Source organism: Olivibacter domesticus, assembly GCF_900109575.1.
Taxonomy (GTDB): Bacteria; Bacteroidota; Bacteroidia; order Sphingobacteriales; family Sphingobacteriaceae; genus Olivibacter; species Olivibacter domesticus.
In genome coordinates this window covers 359,200-384,837 of record NZ_FOAF01000001.1, presented here as the reverse complement: position 1 = coordinate 384,837, position 25,638 = coordinate 359,200, and the positions used below count along the sequence as shown (strand labels likewise).

Sequence of the window (25,638 nt, the reverse complement as noted above, 5' to 3'; positions counted from 1 at the left end):
CTACAAATTATCTTAAATTAGCTCATTAAACGGTTACCATGGATCTTCAGATAAATCATAAAAGTGCTATCCCCCTACATATGCAAGCAGAAATGCTTCTACGAGAGTTGATCAAGTCGCCCGAATATCAAAATGGTAAATTGCTACCTAATGAAGTAGAACTTGCAAAACGCTTAGCCATTTCACGCACTACCTTACGCTTAGCTATCAATAAATTGGTCTATGAGGAGCTGTTGGTCAGAAAGAAAGGTGTCGGTACCAAAGTTGCTTCCCCAAAATTTAGCTCTAAATCGAAAAATTGGCTAAGTTTTTCGCAAGAAATGAAAAATCGTGGTATTGAAGTTAAAAATTTTGAATTGCATGTTAGCTGGGTTGTTCCTGAGGAACATATCGCTGATTTTTTTGAACTAAAGGAAAATCGTAAAGTGTTAAAACTAGAACGGTTACGTGGAAAAAAAGATGACCCATTTGTCTACTTCATTTCCTACTTTCATCCACGTGTGGGACTTACGGGAGAGGAAGATTTTAAGCGCCCGCTATATGAGATATTGGAACAAGATTACCTTATCATAGCCGATTTATCACAAGAAGAGATAAATGCAAAAGCGGCAACTAAATTTATAGCAGACAAGCTCGAAATTACCCAGGGAGACCCGATTCTGTTTAGAAAGCGTTTCGTATTCGATCAGGCAGGTCGTCCAATCGAATATAATCTGGGTTACTATAAAGCAGATAGCTTTACATTTACCGTTGAAAGTCGACGGGACTAAAGATGTAAAAATAGTTTACCCTCGTTTATTCCTTTCTTTTTTAAGTCCGATCTCAAAGTAGTAGAATGGGCTTGGTCATGTAACACTATTCAAAACAAGCTCTGCAAATAAGTCTCTAGACTTCCCCCAAATAGAAGCATTTAATAACTTCTCGTTCTACAACGGTCGATGTTTGTATGTTGTATATACATATAGAGGATAGCTCGGAAAATCTCAATATCTATTAGTTAAAATTAGAATATACAGGTGCGTCTTTCTTCCGATGGATTTACGTTAAAAAGAAAAATACCACTTGATATTTCAGAATTTATAAATATATTTACCCAATATGTACATACATACAAGTAATGGTATCCATGAATAATTTAAATTCAAAGCGAAAGACACCTGAGCAATGAGAACTAACTATATTTTTGTGTTGTTAAGCATATTGCTTACAACAAATGTTACCGGCCAACCAAAGGAGACAAACGACCTTATTCACTATGTTAAACCTAACATCGGAACAGCGCATAGCCGATATTTCTTCTACACACCTGCTGCCCTACCATTTGGTATGGCCAAATTAGCCCCAAGCACAAATGGGAGCTATGGAAATGCTTCCGGATGGGAAGCTGTGGGCTACGACGAACGGCATACCTCTATTGAAGGGTTCGCGAACTTTCATGAGTTTCAAATTGGCGGGATAGTTTTTGCTCCTACAACAGGCAAACTGCAAACACAGGCGGGTAAACTAGAAGACGCAGCTTCCGGATATCGCTCAGCATTCGACAAGAAAGATGAATGGGCTACTGCCGGGTATTATCGCGTGCTACTGAAAGATTATAAGATAACAGCTGAGCTTACGGCTACGCCGCGGGTTGGTTTCCATCGTTATACCTTTCCTGCATCAGATTCATCCAATATCATTTTTGATATCGGTCACCAAATGGGCGAAAGCGGACCCGTTTTGGATGCCGCTGTGACATATAAAGACAATAGCATAGAAGGTTATGTGGTCACTAAACCTGCCTATGTAAAAAAATACCAAGAGAATGCGACGGTGAACATGTACTTTTATGCGGTTGTAGACAAGAAACCCCTTGCATATGGCACCTTTATCGATAGTGTACCTTCAGAAGGGCAAGCACAGGCAACAGGTAAGGGGGCTGGCTTATATCTTCGGTTCAAAACGCAGGAGAAAGAGTCTATTCAGATAAAGGTTGGTTTGTCATATACCTCTGTAGAGAATGCAAAGCAGAATTTGTTAGCAGAAGCTAAAGAGCTCTCTTTCGAAACCGCCAAACAACAAGCTTTTAAAACATGGAACGATTATTTGGGGAGAATACAGGTAACAGGTGGTAAAGAAACGGATAAAATTAAATTTTATACTGGTTTATACCATGCTTTGTTAGGCAGAGGATTAGCAAGCGATGTAAATGGTTCTTATCCCAAAAATGACGGTAGCATCGGCCAAATTCCCTTGGGCCCTAATCGAAAACCGCTCCATGCCCACTATAATACCGATGCGATCTGGGGAGCCTTTTGGAACCTTACTCAACTATGGTCGATCGCCTATCCAGAGTACTTTGAAGACTGGATACAAAGTCAGCTTCTTGTATATAAGGATGCCAACTGGCTCGGCGATGGTATAGCTACCAGTAAATACGTGTCGGGTGTAGGAACGAACTACACAGGTCTAGCAATTGCCGCAGCCTATAACGTAGGATTGAGAAACTTCGATGTTCCTTTAGCTTATGAAGCAGTACGCAAGAATGAATTGGTTGCTGCAAAACGTATTCCTGGAGCAGGAAAATTAGACCTCGGTGTCTTTGTAAAAAATGGATTCTCACCCTTTATTCCCGACAAAACGGGCAAGCCCGAATTAGATAGAGAAGGTTCCGCATTTGGAGCATCCCACACGCTTGAATATGCCTTTTCCTGTTACGCCGCCGCACAATTTGCACAGTCGCTGGGTAAGGCAGATGATTATCAGGTCTTTTCGAGATTAGCGAGTGCATGGAAAACACTTTATGATCCTTCCACAAAATTCATCAGGCCGAAGGATGTAAATGGTCAATTCATACAAGATTTTGATCCGCTTGCACCTTGGAAAGGCTTTCAGGAAGGAAATGCCTGGCAATACACCTTTTATGTGCCGCAAGATCCCGTAGGATTAGTGAATATGATCGGCAAGGAGACTTTTAACCGACGATTAGATAGCATCTTCATGGAATCGCAAAAAAATGTTTTTGGCGGTGGTAAGCAAATTGATGCTTTTGCTGGCATACAAGGCCTCTATAATCATGGAAACCAACCTAACTTGCATGTTTCCTGGCTTTTTCATTTCGCTGGCCGACCAGATCTTACTAAAAAATGGGTGCATGCTATTTGCAATGAATTTTATGGAACAGATGGCATTCATGGCTACGGTTATGGCCAAGATGAAGATCAGGGCCAATTGGGGGCATGGTATGTTTTGGCAGGTATGGGCATATTTGACGTGAGAGGACTCACTTCCCCCAATCCAGGTTTTCAAATTGGAACTCCCCTATTCGATACGGTTACCATTGCACTGCCAGAAACTGCCAGAAAGGGAAAATTTATCATTTATGCAAATCAGGAAGAAAACCGCAACGGGTATACCAAAGAGGCCCAACTCAATGGCAAAACATTAAAAACGTTAACACTGCCCTTCAAAGAATTGGTAAAAGGTGGAAAATTAATATTGCACTAGTATCAGTACTTTTGGACGACCGACTTTTCAGTACCATTTTAGTTAAAAAAGAAATCGCTTTTACTCTTTTTCAAAATTTACTGATCCACTATATTCCTTGTCTACCAAAATCAATAAAAATGGTTGGGTAGTAAATGACTGTGATTCATCTTCCGTAATTTTGTAATCAAGCACGATTTCGGTATTACGATAAGTTAAACTATTGACCCTCAAACTGGTCTCTTTATTCGTAACTGGTGTAATAACTGCAAGGGCATACTGTTTAGAAAAATCAAGCTGGGTTGGTTTTCCCTTTTCTCCCATCACAGTAGCAGGGCCAAAAACGTTATCAAATTCTTCTTGAGAGGTAATTTTTAAGGTTGCTACCTCTTCATTTTTATACGTGTTTTTAACAAAATAGTTTTTCGCTTCAAAAAAGGGAATAACCGCATTAGTAGCAACAGATGTTATTGTGGTGCTGTCCTTAGCATGTTCTCCCTCTTGTTTTATTGAGCGCTGGCCACACGAGATTATAATGAAGCCTATAGCTGCTACGATGGATGTTATCTTTAGGTTCATAAAATATTTCTTAAATATTTATCTAAGATAACAAACCAAAATCGAAATACCTATTTAAGCTGTACGTGGTATCTGGTAAAAACCCATATTGATCAGTAAATCATCTCATCCGCCATATTGAGTACGATGTTCGGTTTTTTATTTTGTGCAGATAAGAAAAATGATTGCAATAACAAGCAAAGCCTAGCTAAAAACCTTTGCATTTTTTCATATTATTCTTTTCCATTTTTATTAATTGGAATATCCATGGCCACCCCCTTATCTCCCTGTGCTTTCATCCAAGCATCCAAATGCTTTGCATATTTGTCAACCACATCCTGATAAGCAGGTTTGTCGGCTAAATTTTCTAACTCATATGGATCTTTTTGTAAATCGTACAATTCTATCGCAGGGCGGTGTTGAATCCTTTGTATGAGCCTTTTAGCTTGATCGTTACTTGTAGCTTTATGCACCCAGGTAGTCCACGCCAATTGCTCATTGCTGGTATTCATCATGTACTTTATATAATAAGTAGAATCGGGTGTTAAGTTCCGGATAAATTTATAGTGAAGGTCTCTTATACTTCTTATCGGATACGCTGGCCCTTCGGGTATATTGTTGTGAATACCATAAGCCACCTCCCTATGTGTTTCAGTTTTTCCTTGCAGCACCTCTTTAAAACTCAATCCATCTAAACCTGTTACGGGTTTACCACCCACGATATCTATCAAAGTAGGTGTAATATCTTCATACTGTACAATGGCATCCGTTTCCGTATGAGCTTTTACATTTTCTGGCCATTTAACAATCATCGAGCTTTTCTGTCCATTATCAAACAGTGTCCATTTACCTCCCGGAAATTGCGGCCCTTGTTCACCCAGAAAAATAACAATAGTATTTTCTTCAGTTCCTGTTTCTTTCAATAATTTCATGATATCGCCAACCTGATTATCCAACCTTCGCACCTCTGCCAAATACTTACAGAACTGCTCCCTTATTAATTTGGTATCCACCCAATGTGCTGGCAATTTCAGTTTAGCTGGGTCAAATTCGCTAGGATTACCCATGGTCCAAGGCGCATGCGGGTTAATACTCATTACAAAAAGACAGAAAGGATCCTTTTGTTGAATATAATGTCTTACACTATCCAAGGTATAATCATCCGTTTTTGACACACAATTCGGCTCAAAACCAGCAATCCTATCAAAAGGAAAAACGGAAGTTGGTTTAGTGACATGGTTCTTACCGGTTAATCCCACGCGATAGCCTGCTTCATTCAAATAGTGAACCACACTTTTCAAATGTCCGTATACGGGCTTATGGTTTTGATAAGCACCATGTTTCGCTGGATATAAGCCAGTGAACAAGGAAGCCCTTGTAGGTATACACATCGCTTCCGACGCAATAATAGAATTAAATTTCAGGCCCTCAGAAGCCAACTGATCAATGTTTTCGGTACGAATATTCTGTCCTCCATAACAGCTCAACTGTCGCGAATCGAGATCGTCAGCCATAATGATAATGATGTTCGGCCTTTCTTCTTTATAATGATGAATTGGTTTAGCATATAACGAGGTGCTTATGGCTGTTGCCAACAACAACCCAACTAATTTTTTCTGAACATTTTTCATAAAATATCATTTCGTTGTTACTTCAAGAGTTTTTCTGATTACGGTTTTGGTAAAACATGATGTTTTTGTGCCCAATCATCCCACAAGCTTATCAAGGATTTTGTCTTATCGGGATACTGTTGCGTTAAGTCATTCAATTCCGTAGGATCGTTTGTTAAATTATAAAGATGCCATTTTTCATCCTCTTTTGTCATCACTAACTTCCAATCGTTTTGGCGTACATACTTACTTCCCTCATGTTCATTGAATAAAATTTTATGTCCTTTAGCATTTTCACCATTGAGCACGGAAACAAAACTCTGTCCTTCTAATGGCAATATTGACTTTCCTGCATATTCTTGCGGATAAGTAGCACTGGCTACCTCAATGAAAGTAGCCATAAAGTCCATCACATGGCTAACACGTGCACTTCTATTTCCCTTGTGCGCTATACCCTTTGGCCATGAAACAAGCATAGGTGTATGTATTCCCCCCTCCATTGATTGCGACTTCCATAAGCGATAGGGTGTATTGGCTACATTAGCCCAATTCGGACCGATGGAGAAAAAGGTCGTCTGTGCTCCCGGCATAACGCTTTTATCAGTAGCATAAGAGATATGCTGGCCATCACGCGTTTCACTTGGTCGATCGAAACCCGGCCCATATTGATCGCTGCGCTCCGCGCTCGCCCCATTATCGCTCAAAAAAACGATAATCGTATTACCTATTTCACCGGTTTCTTCCAGCGTCTTTAGTATTCTGCCGATACCCTGATCCATTCGGTCAATCATCGCCGCATGAACAGCCATGGCCCTTGCATCCCATTCTTTATGTGGATTATCAGCCCAGCTCATCTGCCCAGGATGCCGCGGAGATAACTTGGTTATTGTCGAATCGATCAACCCAAGCTGCACCATTTTCTCATAACGGCGCTGTCTAATGGTTTCCCAACCTTCTTTGTAGGTATTCTCATATTTGGCAATATCTTCAGGAAGTGCTTGTATTGGCCAATGTGGCGCATTGTGAGCTACATATAAAAAGAAAGGTTTATCCTCTTTGCTAAACTCACGCACGTATTCCGCGGTTTTATCATTTATAGCATCAGTATGATAGTAATTTTTCGACACATTTTTCACAGGGCTTGTTCCCTCCACCAGGCTAAAAGGATCAAAGAAATCAATCACGCCCCAGATCGTTCCATAAAATTTTTCAAAACCTCTTTGGGTTGGGTATTGCTCCAAAGGAGAAAACAAAGGATATGCAGCCTGATGGTTCAACCAACGTAATTGCTCCTTAGGATCGGATTGCGTTAAGGTGTTAGACACATGCCATTTACCAGCCATAGCCGTTCTATATCCTGCCTCTTTCAGCACTTCCGCAATGGTAACTGTATTTTCCCCCAGGTAGCCTTTGTAAGCTTGATCATCTTGCTTCGTTGTCATATCCCCTATTCCAGCGGAATGGTTATACATTCCGGTAAGCAGTGCGGCACGTGTGGGACAACACCTAGATATATTATAGAATTGCGTAAACTGTAAGCCTTGCTTTGCGATTTTATCTAAATTTGGTGTGTTGATTTCACCCCCATAACAACCTAGATCGGAATAGCCAAGGTCATCCGCCATAATGAGGATAATATTTGGTCGTGTATCTTTCTTTTCCGGTGTATTATCGACATGTATTTTTGCATGAACGGTATACACAATAAATAAAAGGATAACCGATAAATTTTTCTTCATATTTAATCTTTATAATTTAGACTAGTATACAGGCTTCCTCGATATCACAGTTAACCTTCAACTAACCAAAAGTAACCAAAACGGGTATACATTTTGAATCAAAGTCTAGCAAATTTGTCTCAACTTTCTTTTCGTAAGAACGCTGTACCAAGCTTGGTGATGTGAATAACGAGCAACTCATAACGACAATTTACAATCCAATCATGGCATAAGGTACACGAATACCTTTAACACGATAATAATATGGGTCAATAACTCCTTCCTGACATCCATCTAAACCGCAGGCAGAATAATTTAAACAATAAGTTAACAGGAGTTCATTCCGTCCATTGTCAAAATGAGGATGAATCGCGGGCGTATAATAGCGTGCATATTGGCCGTAGAAGTATTCATTGATGGTATACACCGCCTTACGCTCCGTAAAGGGCCCGGTCGGACTGTCAGCAGTAGCTAAATAAATATGACGATTTGCATCACAATTAAAACCTTGGTCCATGGTCATTAAGATGTACTTTCCATTAAGATACGATACCGCACTAGATCCCAATCCGTCGGCTACTTTTGAACCCGCTCCTGTGTTAGGAGTAGCGGTCCATGTGGTGCCATTAAAAAATTCCCATTGCTGCGGGTTCGATTCCAAAAAACGGGCGACATGAATATAGCTTTCATAGCCAAAACCCACCGTTTCACTACCAAAAGCATACACATAGCCATCTCCTGGCTTTGCCATACCCGTTGCATAAAGAATCGCCGTTTGACCACTCATTCCGCTGGGCAATGTACGTTGTGTTTGCCAAGTCGTACTGGCGCTTTGTGTAAAAACGTAGAGCGACTGGTTTGTTGCATTTAAACCAGACCCCTCACCACAGTGTACATAAATTTTATCACCAATTTCTACGCCTACACCAGGCCAAGCGAAGGTATTATCCGTTTGAATAGTACAGACTTGTCTCGGTCGACCATTCGCTCCTCCTGGGATGGTTACGTTAGGTGTATGTAGATTATTCCAGTCCGTAAGCGACGGTTGTAAAAGCATAGAATTTCCGTAGCTGAAGAAATAGTTACAGGGAAATTTATCATCTGCCGTTAGTGAAGTGCCATCCCACGCATCTTGTGTCACCCATAATACCTTACCATTATTCGATCCCCAGCTCAACAAAATACTATTTCCCTGATCAAAGGCCACCGAACCCTGCTCCGACTCATTTCTGTTGAAAAAGCGAACTACCTCGTCATCACGGTAAGTATCGTCTTCTTCAACGGCGATGTTCCAAAGTTGCCGGCTTTCATTCGCCGCATTCTCCTGAATGACAGCAGCACCATTCGCTGTTGTTCCATTAGCTACCGCCAACGCTAAACCATTTCCTTTGTTCACCAATTTAAACGAAGTTCCGCTTGATTGCTCCTCCAAACGCCATAACTGCTGATCTCCTAAAAAAGGAAAAGCAGCATATTGCTGTATTTGCATGCCAATTGAATCAGATGCTCCGGGTACATCAATCAACTTTCCGCTGTGCAAATTTCTAATATGATAATACTTAACATTATCAACGGTCGTGCGATAAATCAAATGCCATTTCTGCCATCGACTAACCTTTCCATCCGATAAAGATGTTTCCCATTGCTGCAATTTAGCTTGGTCGCCAAATTTTTTATTATACAGAGGGTCTCCTGCCACCTCCATCAACTTACTACTTGCCACGTTCTTGAGCGTCACAACAACGTAATCTGGGATGGATGCTACCTGCAATGAGGCAGACTGGTCTACTTCTTTCATAACACGCTGACAAGCACTGGTAAAAAGCAATAAGCATAAGCTCGTGAACATTAATTGTTTTCTCATAATTTAAGATTTAATGGTTTAAAAGGCATCAATCCACTTAACACATCGCATATTAGTTTACTTGATTAGCGGTTCAGGCCAATGGTCGGTTCGAAAAGGCAGGGCTGGGAAACCAGCACCATTTTGTAGGTTAGTGACGGGATAGTTGAAAAAAGCATAGCGAACAGCTACGGGGTTCGTTACACTATCCGCTGTCAGTTCAATAGTATGTTCTGTAATTTTAGCTTTTGCCGGATAAAACACCTGATCATCACCAGCCAAGGCAAAAAAAGCAGGCGACTCACCATTACGAGTGGTCAGTCCGCCTACTATTGTCTGTGCTGCATAATGCACAATTGCCTTATTACCTTCATACTGTATATATAACATTTTGGGCCCCTTATAGGTTACATTCAAGTACCCATAAGTACGGTTTAAAGCCGTATAAGCTAGCCGCTCGCCCAAGGGCCGTTTATCTTTGGGGTGTAAGTCTCTCGCTTCTCCCACATCCATACTCACAATCATTTCGGTATTATTCAGATCGGCAATCCTTTCCTGCGCTTCCCTGAAAAAAGCATCAAAGGCCAAAGCAGGGTCTTCTTTTTCATGATAGAAAGGAGCAATCTGCACGTAGTAAAAGGGCAGATCACCCTGCTTAAATACTTGACGCCAAGCACTTATTAATGTCTGTGTTAAATGAGTATATATTTTCCTTTCAAAATGATTTGCTTCCCCCTGATACCAACAGAAGCCTTTTATAGAGAGATTTCGAAAAGGGTGAATCATCGCATTGTATAACAAATAAGGACGTGTTACTTTTTCGAAAGAAAATCCACCATCTATTTCCTCTTTTGCTTTCGGGCTAGCTAAATATGGCGCCAAGTAAGATTTGTTCAACTGCGAATCTGTTGCCAAAACATCCTTGGGAACATAGGCCTGTGCTGCCGATGCTCCAATACCAGTGAAAATCACACCAATTGGATAACGTAATGAATCCCGTAGCTTCTTCGCCATATAGTAAGCAACCGCGCTGAAGTCTTTTGCCGTTTCTGGCGTACAAAGCTGCCATTTACCGGCTATCGAATCTAATGGTTCTTCACTAAAATTAAGGCCAGCATTAAACAGACGCAAATTAGCATCAGCCGCATGCGGCAATTCTTCCGCCGCATGTTTATCTTCCTTTAGTGAAAATTGCATATTCGATTGTCCAGAGCAAAACCACAGGTCGCCTATGAGTAAAGAGTCAAGCATGACTACTTCGTCACTTGTGCGGATTTCCACTTGGTGATTTCTAAAATCACCCGCTTTAGCAGCAGGTACATCTAATATTGCCAAAAAGTGTCCCTTTTCGGTGGCTGTGACCGACACCTTACTCGATAGCCAATCGGCCTTCACCTCAATCTCTTCACCGGCCTTTGCCGTTCCCCAAACTTTAAAAGGTTTATTCTGCTGTACCACCATCTTATTTTGCAAAACCGGTGATATATGCAAATGCGTCGTCTGCCCTGCGGCACTGACCAAGCTTCCACTTAAAAAAATACTGATATAAATTTTTTTCAAACACGTCATAACAACCGTTATTATAATTTTTATCGACTTGGCAAAACAAACACTATAGTTTAATGTGTTTGTTTATATTATGGTTTCATCTTGCTGATTGAAAATGGTTTATCTTCTTCCCTTTTTCCGCGTTGTTTGTTTGGTTGACTGCTCATCTTCAATTGAAAGACGCCACCTTGTTCTATCTCTCCCATGTCAAGCCAATTGCGATCGAAAGGCTTCCCGTTCAGATTGGCAGACTCGATATACACGTTTTGCCGATTGTTATTTTCCGCTTCAATAATAAATTTCTTCCCATTTTCCAAGCTAATTGTAGCCTTCTTGAAAACCGGACTGCCTACATTATATTGTGAGGTTCCTGGACATACACTGTACAAACCAAGTGCACTAATTACATACCAAGAAGACATTTGCCCTTGATCTTCGTCTCCTGGAAAACCTTTTGGAGAGGCATTGTATAGCTGACGCATAATTTTACGTACTTGAGCCTGTGTTTTCCAGGGTTCGCCTGCATAGTTATAAGCATAAGCGACATGTTGTACAGGCTGGTTGCCATGTGCGTATTGACCCATTTTAGCCAATACCATTTCGGTCATCTCATGTATTTCCTGTTTATAGGTACCTACCTTAAATCGACTATGCATGTTAAAAAAGGTATCAAGCTTCGCAATAAACTGTTTGGTTCCTCCCATCAAATTAGCCAAACCACCTAAGTCGTGGAATACCGACCACGTATATTGCCAAGGATTTCCTTCGGTAAAAGCACCACCCCATTCTATTGGGTCAAAATTCGGCATCCAACTACCATCTTCCAATTTCCCCCTCATAAATCCAACCTCCGGATCCCACACATGGCGGTAGTTGTATAGCTGCCGCTCAAATATTCCAGCATAATAGTCGTTACCAATAGCCTTAGCTAGTTGGTAGGCACAAAAGTCATCGTACGCATACTCCAGTGTTTTGGCTGTTGTTTCATGAATCTTCCCATAAGGAATATAGCCTTTGATAAAATAACTTTCCCATCCCTCTCTACCATTAGATCCGCCAAAAGGCCCTCGGTTTGTTGCTTCATGTAAGTAAGCCTCTAATGCTTTTTCCGGATCGAAAGTACGCACGCCCTTCACCCAAGCATCTGCCAATAAAGAGATGGCGTGATTACCGAGCATTACACCCGACATACCCGGATTTGACCAAGTGGGCAGCCATCCCGACTGATCGTATGCGTCCAAAAGCGACTGCATGTAGCGCCCCTGCATTTCTCTATGCAAGATATTATTCAAAGGAAATTGAGCGCGAAAGGTATCCCAGAAGCCGTTATCTGTGTACATATATCCCTTGTGTATCTTTCCGTCATACGGACTGAAATAAATGGGTTTATTTGTTTCATCCAACTCGTAAAACTTCCTCGAAAAGAGATTTGCCCGAAATAAACAAGAGTAGAAGGTCGCCATTTCCTCCTCCGTGCCGCCCTCTACCAACACTCTACCCAGCAATTTGTTCCAAACAGCAGCCCCTTCTTGCTTTGTCTCTTCCAAGTTTTTATGACCTCCCAACTCGCGGTGTAAATTCAATACCGCTTGCTCTTCACTGACATACGAAGAAGCCATTTTTACCTGCACCTTTGCTCCTTTTTTAAATGTCAGATAAGCCCCCACTTGTTCACCGTCAATGGTAACTTCTCCTGTATTTACACCTTCGCCTTTTGCCGTCCAAGTACCAAAGGCGCTAAAAGGTTGGTCAAACTCCATCACGAAGTAATTTTTAAAATTCTCCTGCGTAAACAAGCCATTCTTAACATAACCGATAATTTTCTTTTCTTTCGGCATAATCTTGATCGCAGCCGTTTTCAGGAAACCATCCAGCACCAAATGTGCTTCGTCTTTTTTTGGAAAGCTAAAGCGCATATGCGCTCCTCTCTCCGTGGGCGAGATCTCTGTTTTTATCCCATTGTCGAATGTTACCTGATAATAATTTGGCTTCCCCAACTCATTTTCATGTTTAAATGTACTAGCCCGATCGTCTTCCTTCACTTTCAGAGCGCCCGATACTGGCATCAATGAAAACACCGCATAATCGTTCATCCACGGGCTACATTGATGCACTTGTTGAAAACCCCGAATACTGTTATCCGTATACTTATACTTCCATCCATCACCATTTTTTCCAGTTTGTGCCGAAAAGAAATGCTGCGCAAAAGGCAGTGCGATGGTGGGATAGGTATTCCCATAAGATAGTTTCGGTTCCGAGTCGGTTCCCTGTAAGGTATTTACATACCTGAGTAAATCAGCCTTCTGCGCAACAGCAAAATGAACCCAAAAAGTAAGTAGTAAAAAGAGCGATTTTCTCATCTGATATGTTAGTTTGTCTGTAAGTTAACTTGCTGTGTCATCATTCATTAAATATTATCTTGTGGTGTATCCCCCATTTCAAGCACAAGGTCACCCCCTTTCATGATTTCCTCATGTGAAATATAAGACCGATGATAGGGTTTACCATTTAACTGGATCGACTGGATATAGCGATTTTTCGGAGAATTATGATGAGCAACAATCGTAAAATGCTTTTCCCCGTCCTTACCACTCCTATTATCAACACGAATGCGGATGCTATCAAATACCGGACTAGTAATTTCATAAGTGCCGTCGGCCGCTGCAATCGGGTGGATACCGCTCGACGCCAATACGTACCAAGCCGACATCTGGCCAACATCTTCATTTCCTACCAACCCCTTCTCTACTGCATTGCGATAAGCTTGTTCGCATATTTGCCTTGTCCATTTTTGAGTTAAAGAAGGTTTACCCAGTTTATTAAATAAAAAGGCAACATGATGAACCGGCTCATTGGCATGATTATAAAAGTCGTTCCAGCTAAAATCAGCGGGGGTACGTTCAAAAAAAGATTCCAAATCGATTAGCATTTTTTCCTTTCCGCCCATCAAGCCTGCCAAACCTGAGATATCATGTGGCACAAACCAGCCCTGCTGATAAGGGTTGCATTCAATCGTGCCATACCATTGTTCTTCTCTCCCGTTTGCAGGCCAAGGCAGCCAATTTCCACGACCATCCTTCGGTCTAAACCAAGCTTTTTCTTTATCAAAAAGCTTTTGATAAGCCAAAGACCGTTTAAAGAATTTATCAGCCTCCGTTTGTTTGCCTAACTGTTCCGCCAGTTTACCGAGGCACCAATCGTTATAGCTATATTCCAATGTAAGCGATACTCCTTGATTACCTGCCGTATAAAGGTCTGTCCCATTACCAAATTTTTCCAAAGAACCAACGGCTAATTGATAAGCACGTTCTACGTCATAATTTCGGATGCCTTTTGTATAGGCTTCCGACAATACATTAACAGCGGGATTCCCAATCATGCAGCCCGAGTACGCATTAAGTAGCTCCCATCGTTCAAAATAGTTTTTCCCCTTTTCGTCTGCTAAGTTGGTTAACGACTGAATAAGATCACTTACTACCTGTGGATTGATTAAACTTTGTAAAGGCATCTGGCTTCTGAACACATCCCAACCACTGAAAATAGTTCGACGTATGTGGTCTTTATTCGCCTTATGTATTTTCCCATCCCCGCCCGGATATCGACCGTCTAGGTCTTGCAAGGATCGCGGATCGAGCATTGTTCGATATAACGCCGTATAAAACACGGTTTTTTCCTCTTCCGTTCCACCAGCAATCTGCATCTTATTTAATGCTTCCGACCATAAATGACGGGCATGCTCATGCGCTTCCTCAAAATCCCACCCTTTTATCTCTGTGTTCACATTTTGTTTTGCACCAGCCTCATCTACAAAAGAAATACCTGCTTTCATCAATACTTGCTCCTGCCCTTCCGTCTCAAACGAGGTAAAAAAACCTAAATGTTTACCCTTTGCGTCCTTTATTCCTGCTTCAATAGTAGCATCAGCCACCCATTGCTGATAATAATCCGCTTCCACATTTTCTCGTTTACGATGTGCCGTATCAGGAATTGCTGCGCGCCAAACACCAAAATCTTTGAGCGGCTTACTAAACTCAGCGTAGAAATAAACGGTGTAGTCAGCCTGCCCGTCACCATTGCCCCAACCACCCCCTTCAGGTGTACATCGCATCCATCCACTTATACTGTGATCATCTAACACACGGACTTCCTGTTCGATAGCTGTACCTCCAACCCTTCGTGCCAAATCAATCTGTATGCGCGACTGCTCATTCTCAGGAAAGGTAAATCGAAGCATTCCACTATGTGGCGCAGCCGTCATCTCTGCCTTGATATGATAATCAGTTAAATTCACTCCATAGTAACCCGCCGAAGCTTGTTCACTTTCCTTATCATAACTGCTGCGGTAGCCAGGCGTTTTTCCTTCTTTTCCAGCAGCCGTTTTGAGCGGACCGACGGTAGGCATTACTAAAAAATTTCCTAAATCACCAAACCAGCCGATGCCACTCATTTGTGTAAAAGCGAAGCCCTCTATACTTGTATGTTCATAGCTGTAACCGGAGCCATTATCACCTCCGGTAATGGTGTTAGGCCCCACTTGTACCATCCCAAAAGGTGTTGTAGCCCCTGGTATAGTTTTTCCCAAACCATGATATACACCCGCTGCGCCCACACTAGTGCTTGCGCCAATAAAAGGATTTACGTAATCCACTGCGGTTTTCTTCCCATTTTTAGGAGGTGGAGAACAAGCTGCAAAAGATATCATAAAAAGTATCACCAGCTGAGCGATCCATATTTGCCTATTTTGAGATATCATTATAAGAGCGTTAAAGTAATACGATGTTCCATTGGTTTATTTACACGATATATTTCGTCCCGTAGCGCTTGCATTTCCTGCTCCAGCTGCTTACGGGAGCTCGATACCCGGATCTGCTCATAATCGGCCGTCTTCGCTTTTAACCAGCCATTATCCTCCTGATGGTTCATGATGGTATCTCGTGCTACTTCACTATCGTTGAGTAACAAGCCCTTTTCTTTCAAAAAGTTATAATTTACCCAATAATAATTCCTGAACTTACCTTCAAGCTCGCGGTGTTTCCGATTAAGCTCCATGATCCGGAGCGATTGTTGATATTGTGGTGTTTGCGTCATTTCTGCTAGGTTAATACCTTTTGCCAATTCATCCGCGCTATAAGTATGTATAAACTTCTCATCAATTTTCAAGGCATAGTTGCCTGCATCCAAGCCATCAACGGCCATCACTTCCTGATTAAATTCCTTTGTAAAAGGAATAAGGTTTAAAGCATCCCTTTGGATTTGGGCATTTTGCCAAACACGCGGCAAGGTATCAATGGGGTAAGGTAATGATTTTGCTAAATAACGGAAGCTAAAGCCCTTTCCATCATCCTGAATATGCGTGATTTTGGCATTTAAGGCCTTCACAAGCTTCTTTTGTTTCGCCAGAATGCGGATATCAGCTACTGGCTTTCCGGCTAGTCCCTGATCTTTTAAAAAAAGATACGCCATCACAAAATGCCCTGCACTACCCGGATGAATCCTATCTGGTCCCGTTATGGTAAAATCCGGTTTTTTCATTTGTTCCCGATGCGTAATAGCTAGCATAGGATGTAATAAATCAATATATTCCCAGTTATTACGCACTGCCGCGTCCTTTTGGAAAGCAGTAATAAGATCTAGGGTATGGCTTTTGCCTTTGAAATAGTTATCCTTATTCCGCATGGTTTCATCGTAAGGAGAAGAAGACATCATAATTTTTCGGATAGCCGAACGGTTTCTCAACACTTCTTCAATTTTTAAAAAACTGGCATAAGAAGTGTCAACTGCCTGTTTCGTTACTTGTATTGTTTTGGTAGTATCCCTATATTCAAAATATTTACTATCGTTCATGCCAAAGGTTAGCACTAGCACAGACGGATCTTTGGCCAATAGATCTTTCTGTAGGCGATCATAAATCTGACCCGCCACGTCGCCCCCTATCCCACCATTGAAAACCTGCAACCTCGCTTCGGGGAAATGAGTGATGTAATACAACCATATGTAATTTTCATACAATCCTGCCTCTGTGATACTATTACCTGCGAATACAACCCGATCACCCTTCTTAAAGGGTTGGACCGACTGTGCATAAGATATCCTACAAATAATTAACAAAATCCATATAAGGAAAACCTTTTTCATAATCATCTATATTAGTTATTTATCTTGATCCGTATCGTACGAAAACCAAAACGAGGCATTTGTACAAATACTTCTGATTTATTATGCTGATGTGTTATTTTTAAATCCTCGCCTGTTTTCCCATTCAAATCTTCCAGATGAGCCTTACTCACCGGTAGGTCCATTCCTATTTTCAGTGGTGCCCCGTCGCTTGCAGCATTGAAGACACGTAGTAGTATATCATCGCCAACACACTGCAAACTGGTCAATTGATAGCCTGGCTTACTAAAATTGAACAAAGATTGCTCCCCTTTTCGTGCACAATCGCTCCGGATTTGCGCTTTCAAAGGATTTACTAACTTGTCATTTGCATACCACAGCTGGCCTTTTGCCCAATCCCCCTCGTGAGGTAGTATACTATATTTTATTTGCGTAGGCCCGTCCACTCCGTAATTTCGTCCCCACAGCGCTTTTCCTGCATATTGCACGTTCAAAGCCAGCGGATGTTTTTCCCCGTGCGCATAAGAAGTCGTATGATCACTAAACAAAGCAAGGCCTTGCTGCGCCGTCCCATCTCTAACATCTACCCAATCTAATAATACATTGTTTTTGATGCTATCCCAAGTGCTGAAAAATGTATTATTCAATTTACTTTCAGTTACATCAAAAGGACCATTTTTGGAAATATGTTGTCGCTTCAAGTTTGTCGGAAATAGTAACAGCAATTTATAACGATCATTATAGAAAGCTTTCTCCCTATTTTCCGCTCGAAGCTTTTCCTCATTAAACTGTCCAATATGCGGTTGCCCTTGCCAATCAATATTCAATTCAAAGTCGATTCGAGGTTCGCCTTTTGTTAAGTAAATCCGTTGAGTAAAGGGATGTCCCGCTATTTCACCCTTTATTAAGAGTTTCAGATGCACCGCGCCGCACTCCAAGAGTGCAATACTCGCCGCTTGCTCCGTGCTTGAACGAAAGCGTTGCTCATCATAAAAGAAACCTCTCAGCTCGTTGAAACCTTTATTTTCTCTTGTATCTACAAGCTCTTTATCCATTCTATCTTTCATCCGTAGGCTCGTGATCACTCCACCCAAACCGCTGTTCAAGCGAATCGTATATTTATCGGTCTCTATTGCCATTTCTTCTCCCTCCTGTAATACCTTTGCAAAAGGAACAGGCCTATCTTTTCGTTTCGCCAGTCGGTATAAAGCTTCTCCCATAGCCGGTACCCTTGCCTTAAATAACAGATGCCAGCCATCAGGCTGATGGCTCCACTGGGTAGGCATTGTCTCTTCCTTTGCATTCAACACCACTAAGCCCGTGTCAACCTGCGCATCCGGTAGTATATAATCCACTATATCGTTACGTTCATAAGGCAAGGTATTACGCACAATTAACGTCGTTGGCACAATAGACTCCAAAGTGTCCCCACTCGCCATTACCTCGTCTGCCAATTGCTCCGTGACGCTTGTCCATTGCCGCACCTTCGCTGCCCAATCCAAGCTATCTACCTTATTGTAAGGCACAATCCAGCAATCATGGTGTTGCGCCAATAAAAGTGGATACCAAGCCCCTCTAAAGACAGAATCGGACCATACTGTTCCATATAATGCATGATCCATTGCCGCCCATTTTTCAGCCATCAGCAATTTATTTTCAGCCTTTCGCACCTGTTGGGCAATCCGCTGTAAAACCTGCGATCCCCACACCAGGCTTACTTGTATATCTTCCTGCGAAAGGTTCCATTTCGCTAAGTTGCGCTTTATGCTCACCTTTTCAAAGTAATGGCGCCAAGTAGTATATACCGTAGGATGATAGCCTCCATTATTTGCGCCCAACCATGGACCGTTTTTCCAACCTGCATCTTGCAGGCACATTCCTACCGGATATTCGATACCATCTGCCAACGCCGATTCTATATAGACTTTTCCATTGTAATTGCCAACGGTTTCCCATGTCGAGCCATCTTTCAACTGCTCCATAGCATAACGCGGAACGGTAGGAATAGCCGTACCATCAGGACCAATCCAATCAAGCATCTCCTTTCCATATGCTCGAACATAACCACCCCAGCACGTATTTGGATTTTTCAGCGAAGCATATTGAAAACCAAAAGAACGCAAAATCTGGGGTAAGGCACTGGTGAAACAAGGTTCTTCAGACGAATAAGTATCGAGCTGTATTGTTGGAAAATGCCCTTTAAGTTCTTTCATCCCATATGCAAACTGCCGAATGATGCTTTCGCCCGAAATATTGTATAAATAAGGCTGCCCATACGTAGGGTTCACATATTCAATCCTTCCTTTATCCGATTGATCGGCTATTAATTTGGTAAACGCATTATAACCTTTCCTATCCACCTGCTTGGCCCAAGACCAGGTAACAGGTTCAATTTCCAAATTAAGTTTCCAATCCGGATGACGCTGCAACTGCTCTACCATAAAGCTCGTATATTGAGGTGGATAGTGTCCCCATTTTCCTCCATGATAACCATCTACAAAGTAAGCCGTTTGCGCTTTTGAAAGGAAAACGCTAAACAAGCAAAAGCTTAACCAAAAAACCGATTTTATCAATTCTGTTTTCATGAATCAGGCAAACTATTTCAAATTTGGATTTGCTTGTATTTCCGAAAGGGGAATAGGCCACAGCAAATCCTGTTCGCGGAAAGCATGCACATGATTGGGTGTCTTAAAACCGATCAAATCCACAATTCGGTTATTTTCAACGTCAAACGCTTTACGGGTTCGCTGCATATCAAACCAAGTATGGAATTCAAAGCATAACTCCCAGTAACGTTCTTTTAACACCTCTTCGAAGGTAATTGTTGCAGGCCTTGCCATTCCCGGAAAAGCGCGCGAGCGCACTGCATAATAAGCCTCAACAGCCGCTGCATCACCAGTTGATCCTCCGTCTACCATCGTTTTTGCTTCTGCACATAAAAGTAATAAATCGGCATAACGCATTAAAGGAAAATTAGCACCTGATCGGGAAGTCTCTTCCGCTGCATCATCCCAAAATTTATAGATAAACGGATTTAATTTACCCACAACATCACCTACGTATTTTACATTGTAAAAAAACTGTTTCTCTTGCTTACGCAGGTCATTGACCGCGAAAGAATTATAAAAGGCCAAGGTAGGCGCCATGGCCCCACCAAAGTTCGGAATAACGGATACCGGTTCGGGAGGTTCTGGGTAAGGCACGAAATTAAAATGGATAATGCTGGTAGCATTTCGTTGGTCTCGTTGATTCATCAAGATATGCTCCCCCGCATTATTCTGAGCAGGATCACGTAAGTCAGCATAGCTGGTAAACAAGCTATATTCACCTCCATTGATCACCTCCATGGCCTTATCGTAAGCCATTTGATAATAAGATGCACCCTTTTGCAAAGGATAGCCCGCCATTGTCATATATACTTCTGTTAATAGTCCTTTTACGGCTGCCAGATTTATCCGGCCACTCTTATCGGTCCAGGGCAAACCCGCGTTTTCCGCAAACTGTAAATCGCTTACAATCTGATTATAAATATCCTCTACAGGTGTTTTACCTATCAGCATATTCTCCAGATTCTGTGTAGGCTCGGTTTTCAACGGGATGCTTCCAAACAATCGCACGGCACGGAAATAGTAGTAAGCACGTAGAAAATACACTTCACCCAAAAATCGGTTCTTCTTTTCCTCGTTTATTACCGTCGTCTGCGACACATTGGCAATAAAGCTATTGCAGTTTTCGATGGGTATATAGGTGGAGCTCCACCAGGTTTCAAATCGACCGTTTGAATTCTCGATGTTCTGCAAGAGTAAGAATTGATCGTCTGCACCACCAGAAGGGCGTGGGCGTCGACTGTATCCGGTTATATACTCCAACGCATATACAGGGCTAGCCGCCACGGTAATTTCGCTCGAAAAAGGCATGTTCAAACCATCATAAGTGCCATTTGCCGCTGCTTGGATCTGATCTTCCGTTTTATAGTATTGATCAGTTGTCAGAAAACTGGCAGGTTCCTCTTCCAAAAATTTACTGCAGGAACTGAAAAGCACCAAGATCATTAAGGATATTTTGAAGATTTTGTTCATAACGTTAGAAACTAGTTTTAAGCGAAAAAGAGATTGTTCTGGGTTTGGGATATTGATAAACATCCACGCCCTGATTTAAGGCGGCATCGAAGGAAGTCACTTCCGGATCGTAGCCCGTGTATCCAGTGAAAAGCAGGGCATTCTCCACATTAACGCCCAGTGTTAAGGTATTCAATTTTATTTTTTGTAGGAAGTCTTTATTGAAACGGTAAGCAAAACCCACATTACGTACGCGCAGGAAAGAGCCGTCTTCCACGTTGAATGAATCGCCCCCCTCATTATCAAAACCATCTGAGTTAACCCGCAATTGTCCGAGCATCGTTTCCTGATTTTGAGGTGTCCAGGCATTTAAGATAGATTTAAAGCTGTTCACATTAGGTCCTGGATTAACCATGAGTACTTTGGCAAGGCTGATCACATGATTTCCATACACGCCTTGCAAATCAATAAATAACGAAAACCCTTTATAGCTTAACGTATTCGTCATATTCATTTCCCATTTTGGCATGGCATTGCCCAGATTGACCCGATCGTCCGCGTCTTTTACACCATTGTCATTGGTATCGCGATATTTAATATCGCCCGGCTTTTTTCCATACTGTGTGGCCTGTTCTGCCTCATCCGTTCCCCATACCCCTAAGCGTTCATAACCAAAAAATTCATTTAGAGGACCTCCGGCGATAATTCGGCCAAACCAAGGATAAATCACATCGTTATTGATATCGATAACCTCCGAGCGGTTGATAGAAAAGTTATAACCGGTAGTCCAGGTAAAATCGCTTTTTTTCACATTCACTGTATTGATACCAAGCTCAATACCCCTGTTTTGGATACTTCCAATATTATCAAATACATTGGTGTAACCTGTTGTTAATGGTAATTTTCGCAGATAAAGTAAATCATCGTTTCGCTTGTTATACACGTCTGCCGTCAACAACAGGCGACCGCTTAACAAACTAATATCTAAGCCAATATCCAGCTGCTTAGCCTTCTCCCAGCGCAAATCTGGATTTCCAAGACCGGCCAGCGTTACGGATGACTCATAATTATTATTAAAGACCGCCTGGCCATTGTTATATCGATTCAGCGTAACATAATCACCTATTTCCGCATTTCCGACGATACCGTAACTTGCTCTCAGCTTTAAATCGTCGATACCACTATTCATTTCTTTGAAAAAAGACTCATGTGAAATACGCCAAGCAGCAGAAAACGAGGGGAAATAACCATACTTGTTATTCGCACCAAAACGCGAACTACCATCTACCCGGAAAGAGGCCCCCAAAAGATAACGATCATCGAAATTATAGTTTGCTCTTGTAAAATAAGAGTTCAACTGGTTCTCCGTTTTTCCGGAGCTGGGTATGCGTGGTGTAGTTCCTGTTCCGAGATTATTGTACTGAAAAAAATCATCAAAGAATCCTTCCGCTCCAGCGCGGTCGTTAGACGTAACATAATAATACCAACTTGCCCCTGCTACCGCATTTAGGTGGTGTTTGTTCCAGCTGGTATTATAAGAAAAATAATGCTCAGTCGTCCATGAACCAAAATCTGTGTGCCCCCTCTCGGCAACTCCCTGCTGATTCTCCGCTACATCGTATACGGTCCTACCACCATAGTACAAGTTGTAACTGGAGGATAGCTGCCCACTTACTGAAGCATGGTAATCGATTTTATCTGATAAGTGGAACGTTGCCATCAAGTTTCCCAAAGACTGTGTCCTCCCCGTAACGTTCTTCACTTCGTTGAGTAATTTAATAGGATTTTCTGAGTTCTCTGCACCGGGATAATCTCCCTTTCTCGAATAGGTACCATCCGGGTAAGTAATAGGTAAGAAAGGCAAATATTCCAAGCTTTGCCGCAATGCATTCAATCCCAATGTATTATTATCGATATTATTGCTTTGGTAACCGCCGGTGTTGAGATTGGCTTTGATGTTTAACCAGGGTTTTACATCCCAATCCAGGTTTAAAAAACCGTTCAGTTGCTTGTAATAGCTATTCAACATGATACCTTCATTATTTCGATACGACACGTTGGCCAGCACTTTAATATTATCTTTACCACCGGAAAATGTCAAGGCATGTTGGTGCGATACCGCCAAGCGTGTTGCTTCACGTTGCCAGTTCACATTATATTTAGGCGTTCCATCGTCGTTAAACAACTCTTGCTTATGCGCAAAAAAATTGTTGGGATCTAAATGAGGGGCAATTCTACCCGGTACATATTCATATTGGCGTTTGAACATTTCCAAACTTTCCGTAGCATCCAGCAAGTCGAGTTCACGCGGTAGTGAGGCCAGGCTTAAGGTATTATCAAAAGCAATTTGAGAACTGTTAGGGTCGCCATTTTTTGTGGTGATGACTACCACACCGTTTGCGCCTCTCGATCCATAAATTGCGGCGGAAGAGGCATCCTTCAAGACATCCACGGATTGGATGATATTCGGATCAATAGTAGTTGGATCTGCCCCTACAATACCATCAATTACATAGAGCGGTGTATTTGAACCATTAATGGAACCTGTACCCCGAATTTTAATCGCTGGGTTGCCCCCTGGTTTACCGGAATTTAAATTGATGTTTACCCCAGCAATTTTGCCAGCCATTCCCTGCAACAGATTCTGTGCAGAGGGGCGTTCCAGTAGCTCGTCCCCCTTTACAGAGCCCACAGCAGTACTAAGATTTCCTTTGCGCGAAGTACCATAACCCACCACTACAATTTGTTCGAGACTATTACTGGCCGCAATTAAGGTAATGGTAAGCATACTCGTATCGCTAACCGATACTTCTTTTTCAGAATAACCCACGTAAGAAAAAACCAAAATAGCACCCGAAGCAGCTCGTATAGTAAAAGTGCCATTCCCATCCGTCAAAGCCCCCGCCGTAGCCCCTTTTACCCGTACAGAGGCCCCTGCAAGGGGTAACCCTGCTTCATCAACTACCTTTCCGTGCAACGCCAATTGCTTTGCACTTTTTGTCGGAATTGCGAGGTGTTTTTCACTAATAAAAACGGTCTTTCCTTTAATTTCATACGCCAGGGGAAAGCTAGTTAAAGCCGCTTTCAAGGCGTCTTCCACGGAGGCATTTTTGATAGCTAGATCCACCTTACGTGTCTGATCAAGCAGTTGGTCGTTATAAAAAAAAGTGTAGTCCGACTGCTTTTCAATAGAAGCAAAAACTTCTGCCAGTAAGGCACCTTTCATGTTAAGGTTGATGTTCTGGGCAGCAAGCACCGAAGTATTCAATAATAAGGAGATGATCAGCATGCAGCCTGATATCCTCTTTTTTTGTGCTTTTCTTCTTAAATAAAGGCCAATAGCAACCCATCTCGCCTTGTTTTTAATTGCGATCATATAAATCTTAATGTTAGGTTTGTTTAATTTAAATCTATAATTGCTCCTTTAATCATTCATGTTGAGCTATGATAAGTTCCATTTTTTTTCATACGCTTCATCTATGTTATAAGTCATTTTGGTAATTCAATAATATGATCCTTATCCTCTATTTGAATAGAAATGCCAGAAAGAGCCAGACCATTCATCAGCTCGGATAGCGTCAGTTTACGGTTAATTTTACCGGTATAAGTTTTTGTGGTGGGCACCTTCACATTAAATTCCACGTTATACCACCTCGACAATTCGCGTAGCACAGTTCCAAGATCGGCCCGATAAAAGGTAAAATAACCTTTTGTCCAGCCAACGCGTATAGTAACATCGCTTAGACGTTCAACCCTCATATCTCCTCCCTCCAACAGACTGGCCTCTTCTCCCGGTTGCAAACTAGTGACATCGTCTGCTACATCATCTTTTGTTAAGACCACGCTTCCCTCTAATAAAGTAGTTCTGACTAGCCGCTCATCTGGGTAAGCACGCACGTTGAAATGTGTCCCTAAAACTTGAATACGTTGCCCTTCACATTTAACAAAGAAAGGCTTGTTGGCATCATGGGCTACCTCAAAATACGCTTCACCGGTGATGCTAACTTCACGTATATTATCACCGAAATGAGTGGGATAACGTAAAGATGAAGCTGCATTCAACCAAACCTTCGTGCCATCAGCCAGTACCAACCGGTATTGTCCACCTTTCGGCACTTGAAGGGTATGAAACGCGCCCTCTTTAGTACCCGCCCCAATAGCGGCATAATTCAATAAACCTCTCTGTTCCTTCAGAAAAACATTTCCCTGATCATTGAATAAACCATTTGCCATCTCTTCCACTGTTATTGTATGACCATCGGATAAAGTAATAGTAGCTGTTTCATTTCCTGGTGCTACATCCCGTTTTACAACCGTCTTCTGCTTTACAGCCATGTTATTTACCGGTTTGGCGATATAATTATAAACAAAAAGCCCAAGGCACAAACCAAGCAAGATAACGGCCGCATATTGCCATATGTGATATCGCCTGATACTAGCTTTCGCGGCAGTTTCTTGCTTTATCTGGTTCATCATCCGACCTGTCTGTTCAGCATTAAAAAAGGGCTCACTTTCCTCATAAACCAGATAAGCTTTTTCCAATAATTCTTCTAGAGATCCATCCTCTTCGTTCTTTTGTAGCAAAGCAAAAAACTCCAGTTCTTCTTCCGGCGAAGCTGTTTTTTTGAAATACTTTTCGAACAAGATGCGCAACTTGGTTTCCATTTATAATTAATTAGCCAATTGGTTTATTTGGTATAAAGACACAGTCAAAAATAAAAAGG

14 protein-coding genes are annotated in these 25,638 nt (G+C 41.9%); 2 read left to right on the top strand and 12 right to left on the bottom strand.

What is annotated here, in order from left to right:
* The first annotated feature begins 38 nt into the window (after positions 1 to 38).
* Both BMY50_RS01585 and BMY50_RS01580 read left to right on the top strand, forming a co-directional pair.
* Positions 39 to 770: a GntR family transcriptional regulator gene (locus BMY50_RS01585; protein WP_093317343.1), complete on the top strand. Its 732-nt coding sequence runs from the start codon at positions 39 to 41 to the stop codon at positions 768 to 770.
* Between the two features lie 394 nt (positions 771 to 1,164).
* Entirely contained in the window at positions 1,165 to 3,486 is a 2,322-nt protein-coding gene (locus BMY50_RS01580) for a GH92 family glycosyl hydrolase (protein WP_093317338.1), read from the top strand.
* 60 nt (positions 3,487 to 3,546) lie between these two features.
* Here BMY50_RS01580 and BMY50_RS01575 read toward each other — a convergent pair whose 3' ends face one another.
* From BMY50_RS01575 to BMY50_RS01520, 12 genes are all read right to left on the bottom strand, one after another.
* Positions 3,547 to 4,044 carry a hypothetical protein gene (locus tag BMY50_RS01575; RefSeq protein WP_093317332.1) on the bottom strand — a complete coding sequence of 166 codons (498 nt, stop codon included), beginning with the start codon at positions 4,042 to 4,044 and terminating at the stop codon, positions 3,547 to 3,549.
* 212 nt (positions 4,045 to 4,256) lie between these two features.
* Entirely contained in the window at positions 4,257 to 5,654 is a 1,398-nt protein-coding gene (locus BMY50_RS01570; RefSeq protein WP_093317327.1) for a sulfatase family protein, read from the bottom strand.
* Positions 5,655 to 5,692: 38 nt separating this feature from the next.
* A complete protein-coding gene (locus BMY50_RS01565; protein WP_093317321.1) occupies positions 5,693 to 7,372 on the bottom strand; it encodes an arylsulfatase in 1,680 nt (559 codons plus the stop codon).
* A gap of 190 nt (positions 7,373 to 7,562) precedes the next feature.
* Positions 7,563 to 9,215: an RICIN domain-containing protein gene (locus BMY50_RS01560; RefSeq protein ID WP_093317317.1), complete on the bottom strand. Its 1,653-nt coding sequence runs from the start codon at positions 9,213 to 9,215 to the stop codon at positions 7,563 to 7,565.
* A gap of 57 nt (positions 9,216 to 9,272) precedes the next feature.
* Entirely contained in the window at positions 9,273 to 10,763 is a 1,491-nt protein-coding gene (locus tag BMY50_RS01555) for a sialate O-acetylesterase (protein WP_238383643.1), read from the bottom strand.
* Between the two features lie 68 nt (positions 10,764 to 10,831).
* Complete coding sequence (locus tag BMY50_RS01550; protein ID WP_093317314.1) at positions 10,832 to 13,102, bottom strand: GH92 family glycosyl hydrolase; 2,271 nt, start codon at positions 13,100 to 13,102, stop codon at positions 10,832 to 10,834.
* A 47-nt stretch (positions 13,103 to 13,149) separates the two neighbouring features.
* The gene (locus BMY50_RS01545) at positions 13,150 to 15,495 is read right to left on the bottom strand and encodes a GH92 family glycosyl hydrolase (RefSeq protein WP_093317309.1); all 2,346 of its coding nucleotides are present in this window, start codon (positions 15,493 to 15,495) and stop codon (positions 13,150 to 13,152) included.
* A complete protein-coding gene (locus BMY50_RS01540; RefSeq protein ID WP_162276508.1) occupies positions 15,495 to 16,877 on the bottom strand; it encodes an SGNH/GDSL hydrolase family protein in 1,383 nt (460 codons plus the stop codon). Before BMY50_RS01540 ends, BMY50_RS01545 begins: the two co-directional genes overlap by 1 nt.
* Positions 16,878 to 16,888: 11 nt before the next feature.
* Positions 16,889 to 19,441, bottom strand: a complete 2,553-nt coding sequence (locus BMY50_RS28060) for a glycoside hydrolase family 38 C-terminal domain-containing protein (protein WP_093317301.1) — start codon at positions 19,439 to 19,441, stop codon at positions 16,889 to 16,891.
* 12 nt (positions 19,442 to 19,453) lie between these two features.
* On the bottom strand, positions 19,454 to 20,935 hold the full coding sequence (locus BMY50_RS01530) for a RagB/SusD family nutrient uptake outer membrane protein (RefSeq protein ID WP_093323455.1): 1,482 nt from the start codon (positions 20,933 to 20,935) through the stop codon (positions 19,454 to 19,456).
* Positions 20,936 to 20,939: 4 nt separating this feature from the next.
* Entirely contained in the window at positions 20,940 to 24,290 is a 3,351-nt protein-coding gene (locus BMY50_RS01525; protein WP_093317298.1) for a TonB-dependent receptor, read from the bottom strand.
* Positions 24,291 to 24,403: 113 nt separating this feature from the next.
* Positions 24,404 to 25,579 carry a FecR family protein gene (locus tag BMY50_RS01520; RefSeq protein WP_093317294.1) on the bottom strand — a complete coding sequence of 392 codons (1,176 nt, stop codon included), beginning with the start codon at positions 25,577 to 25,579 and terminating at the stop codon, positions 24,404 to 24,406.
* Positions 25,580 to 25,638: the final 59 nt, after the last annotated feature.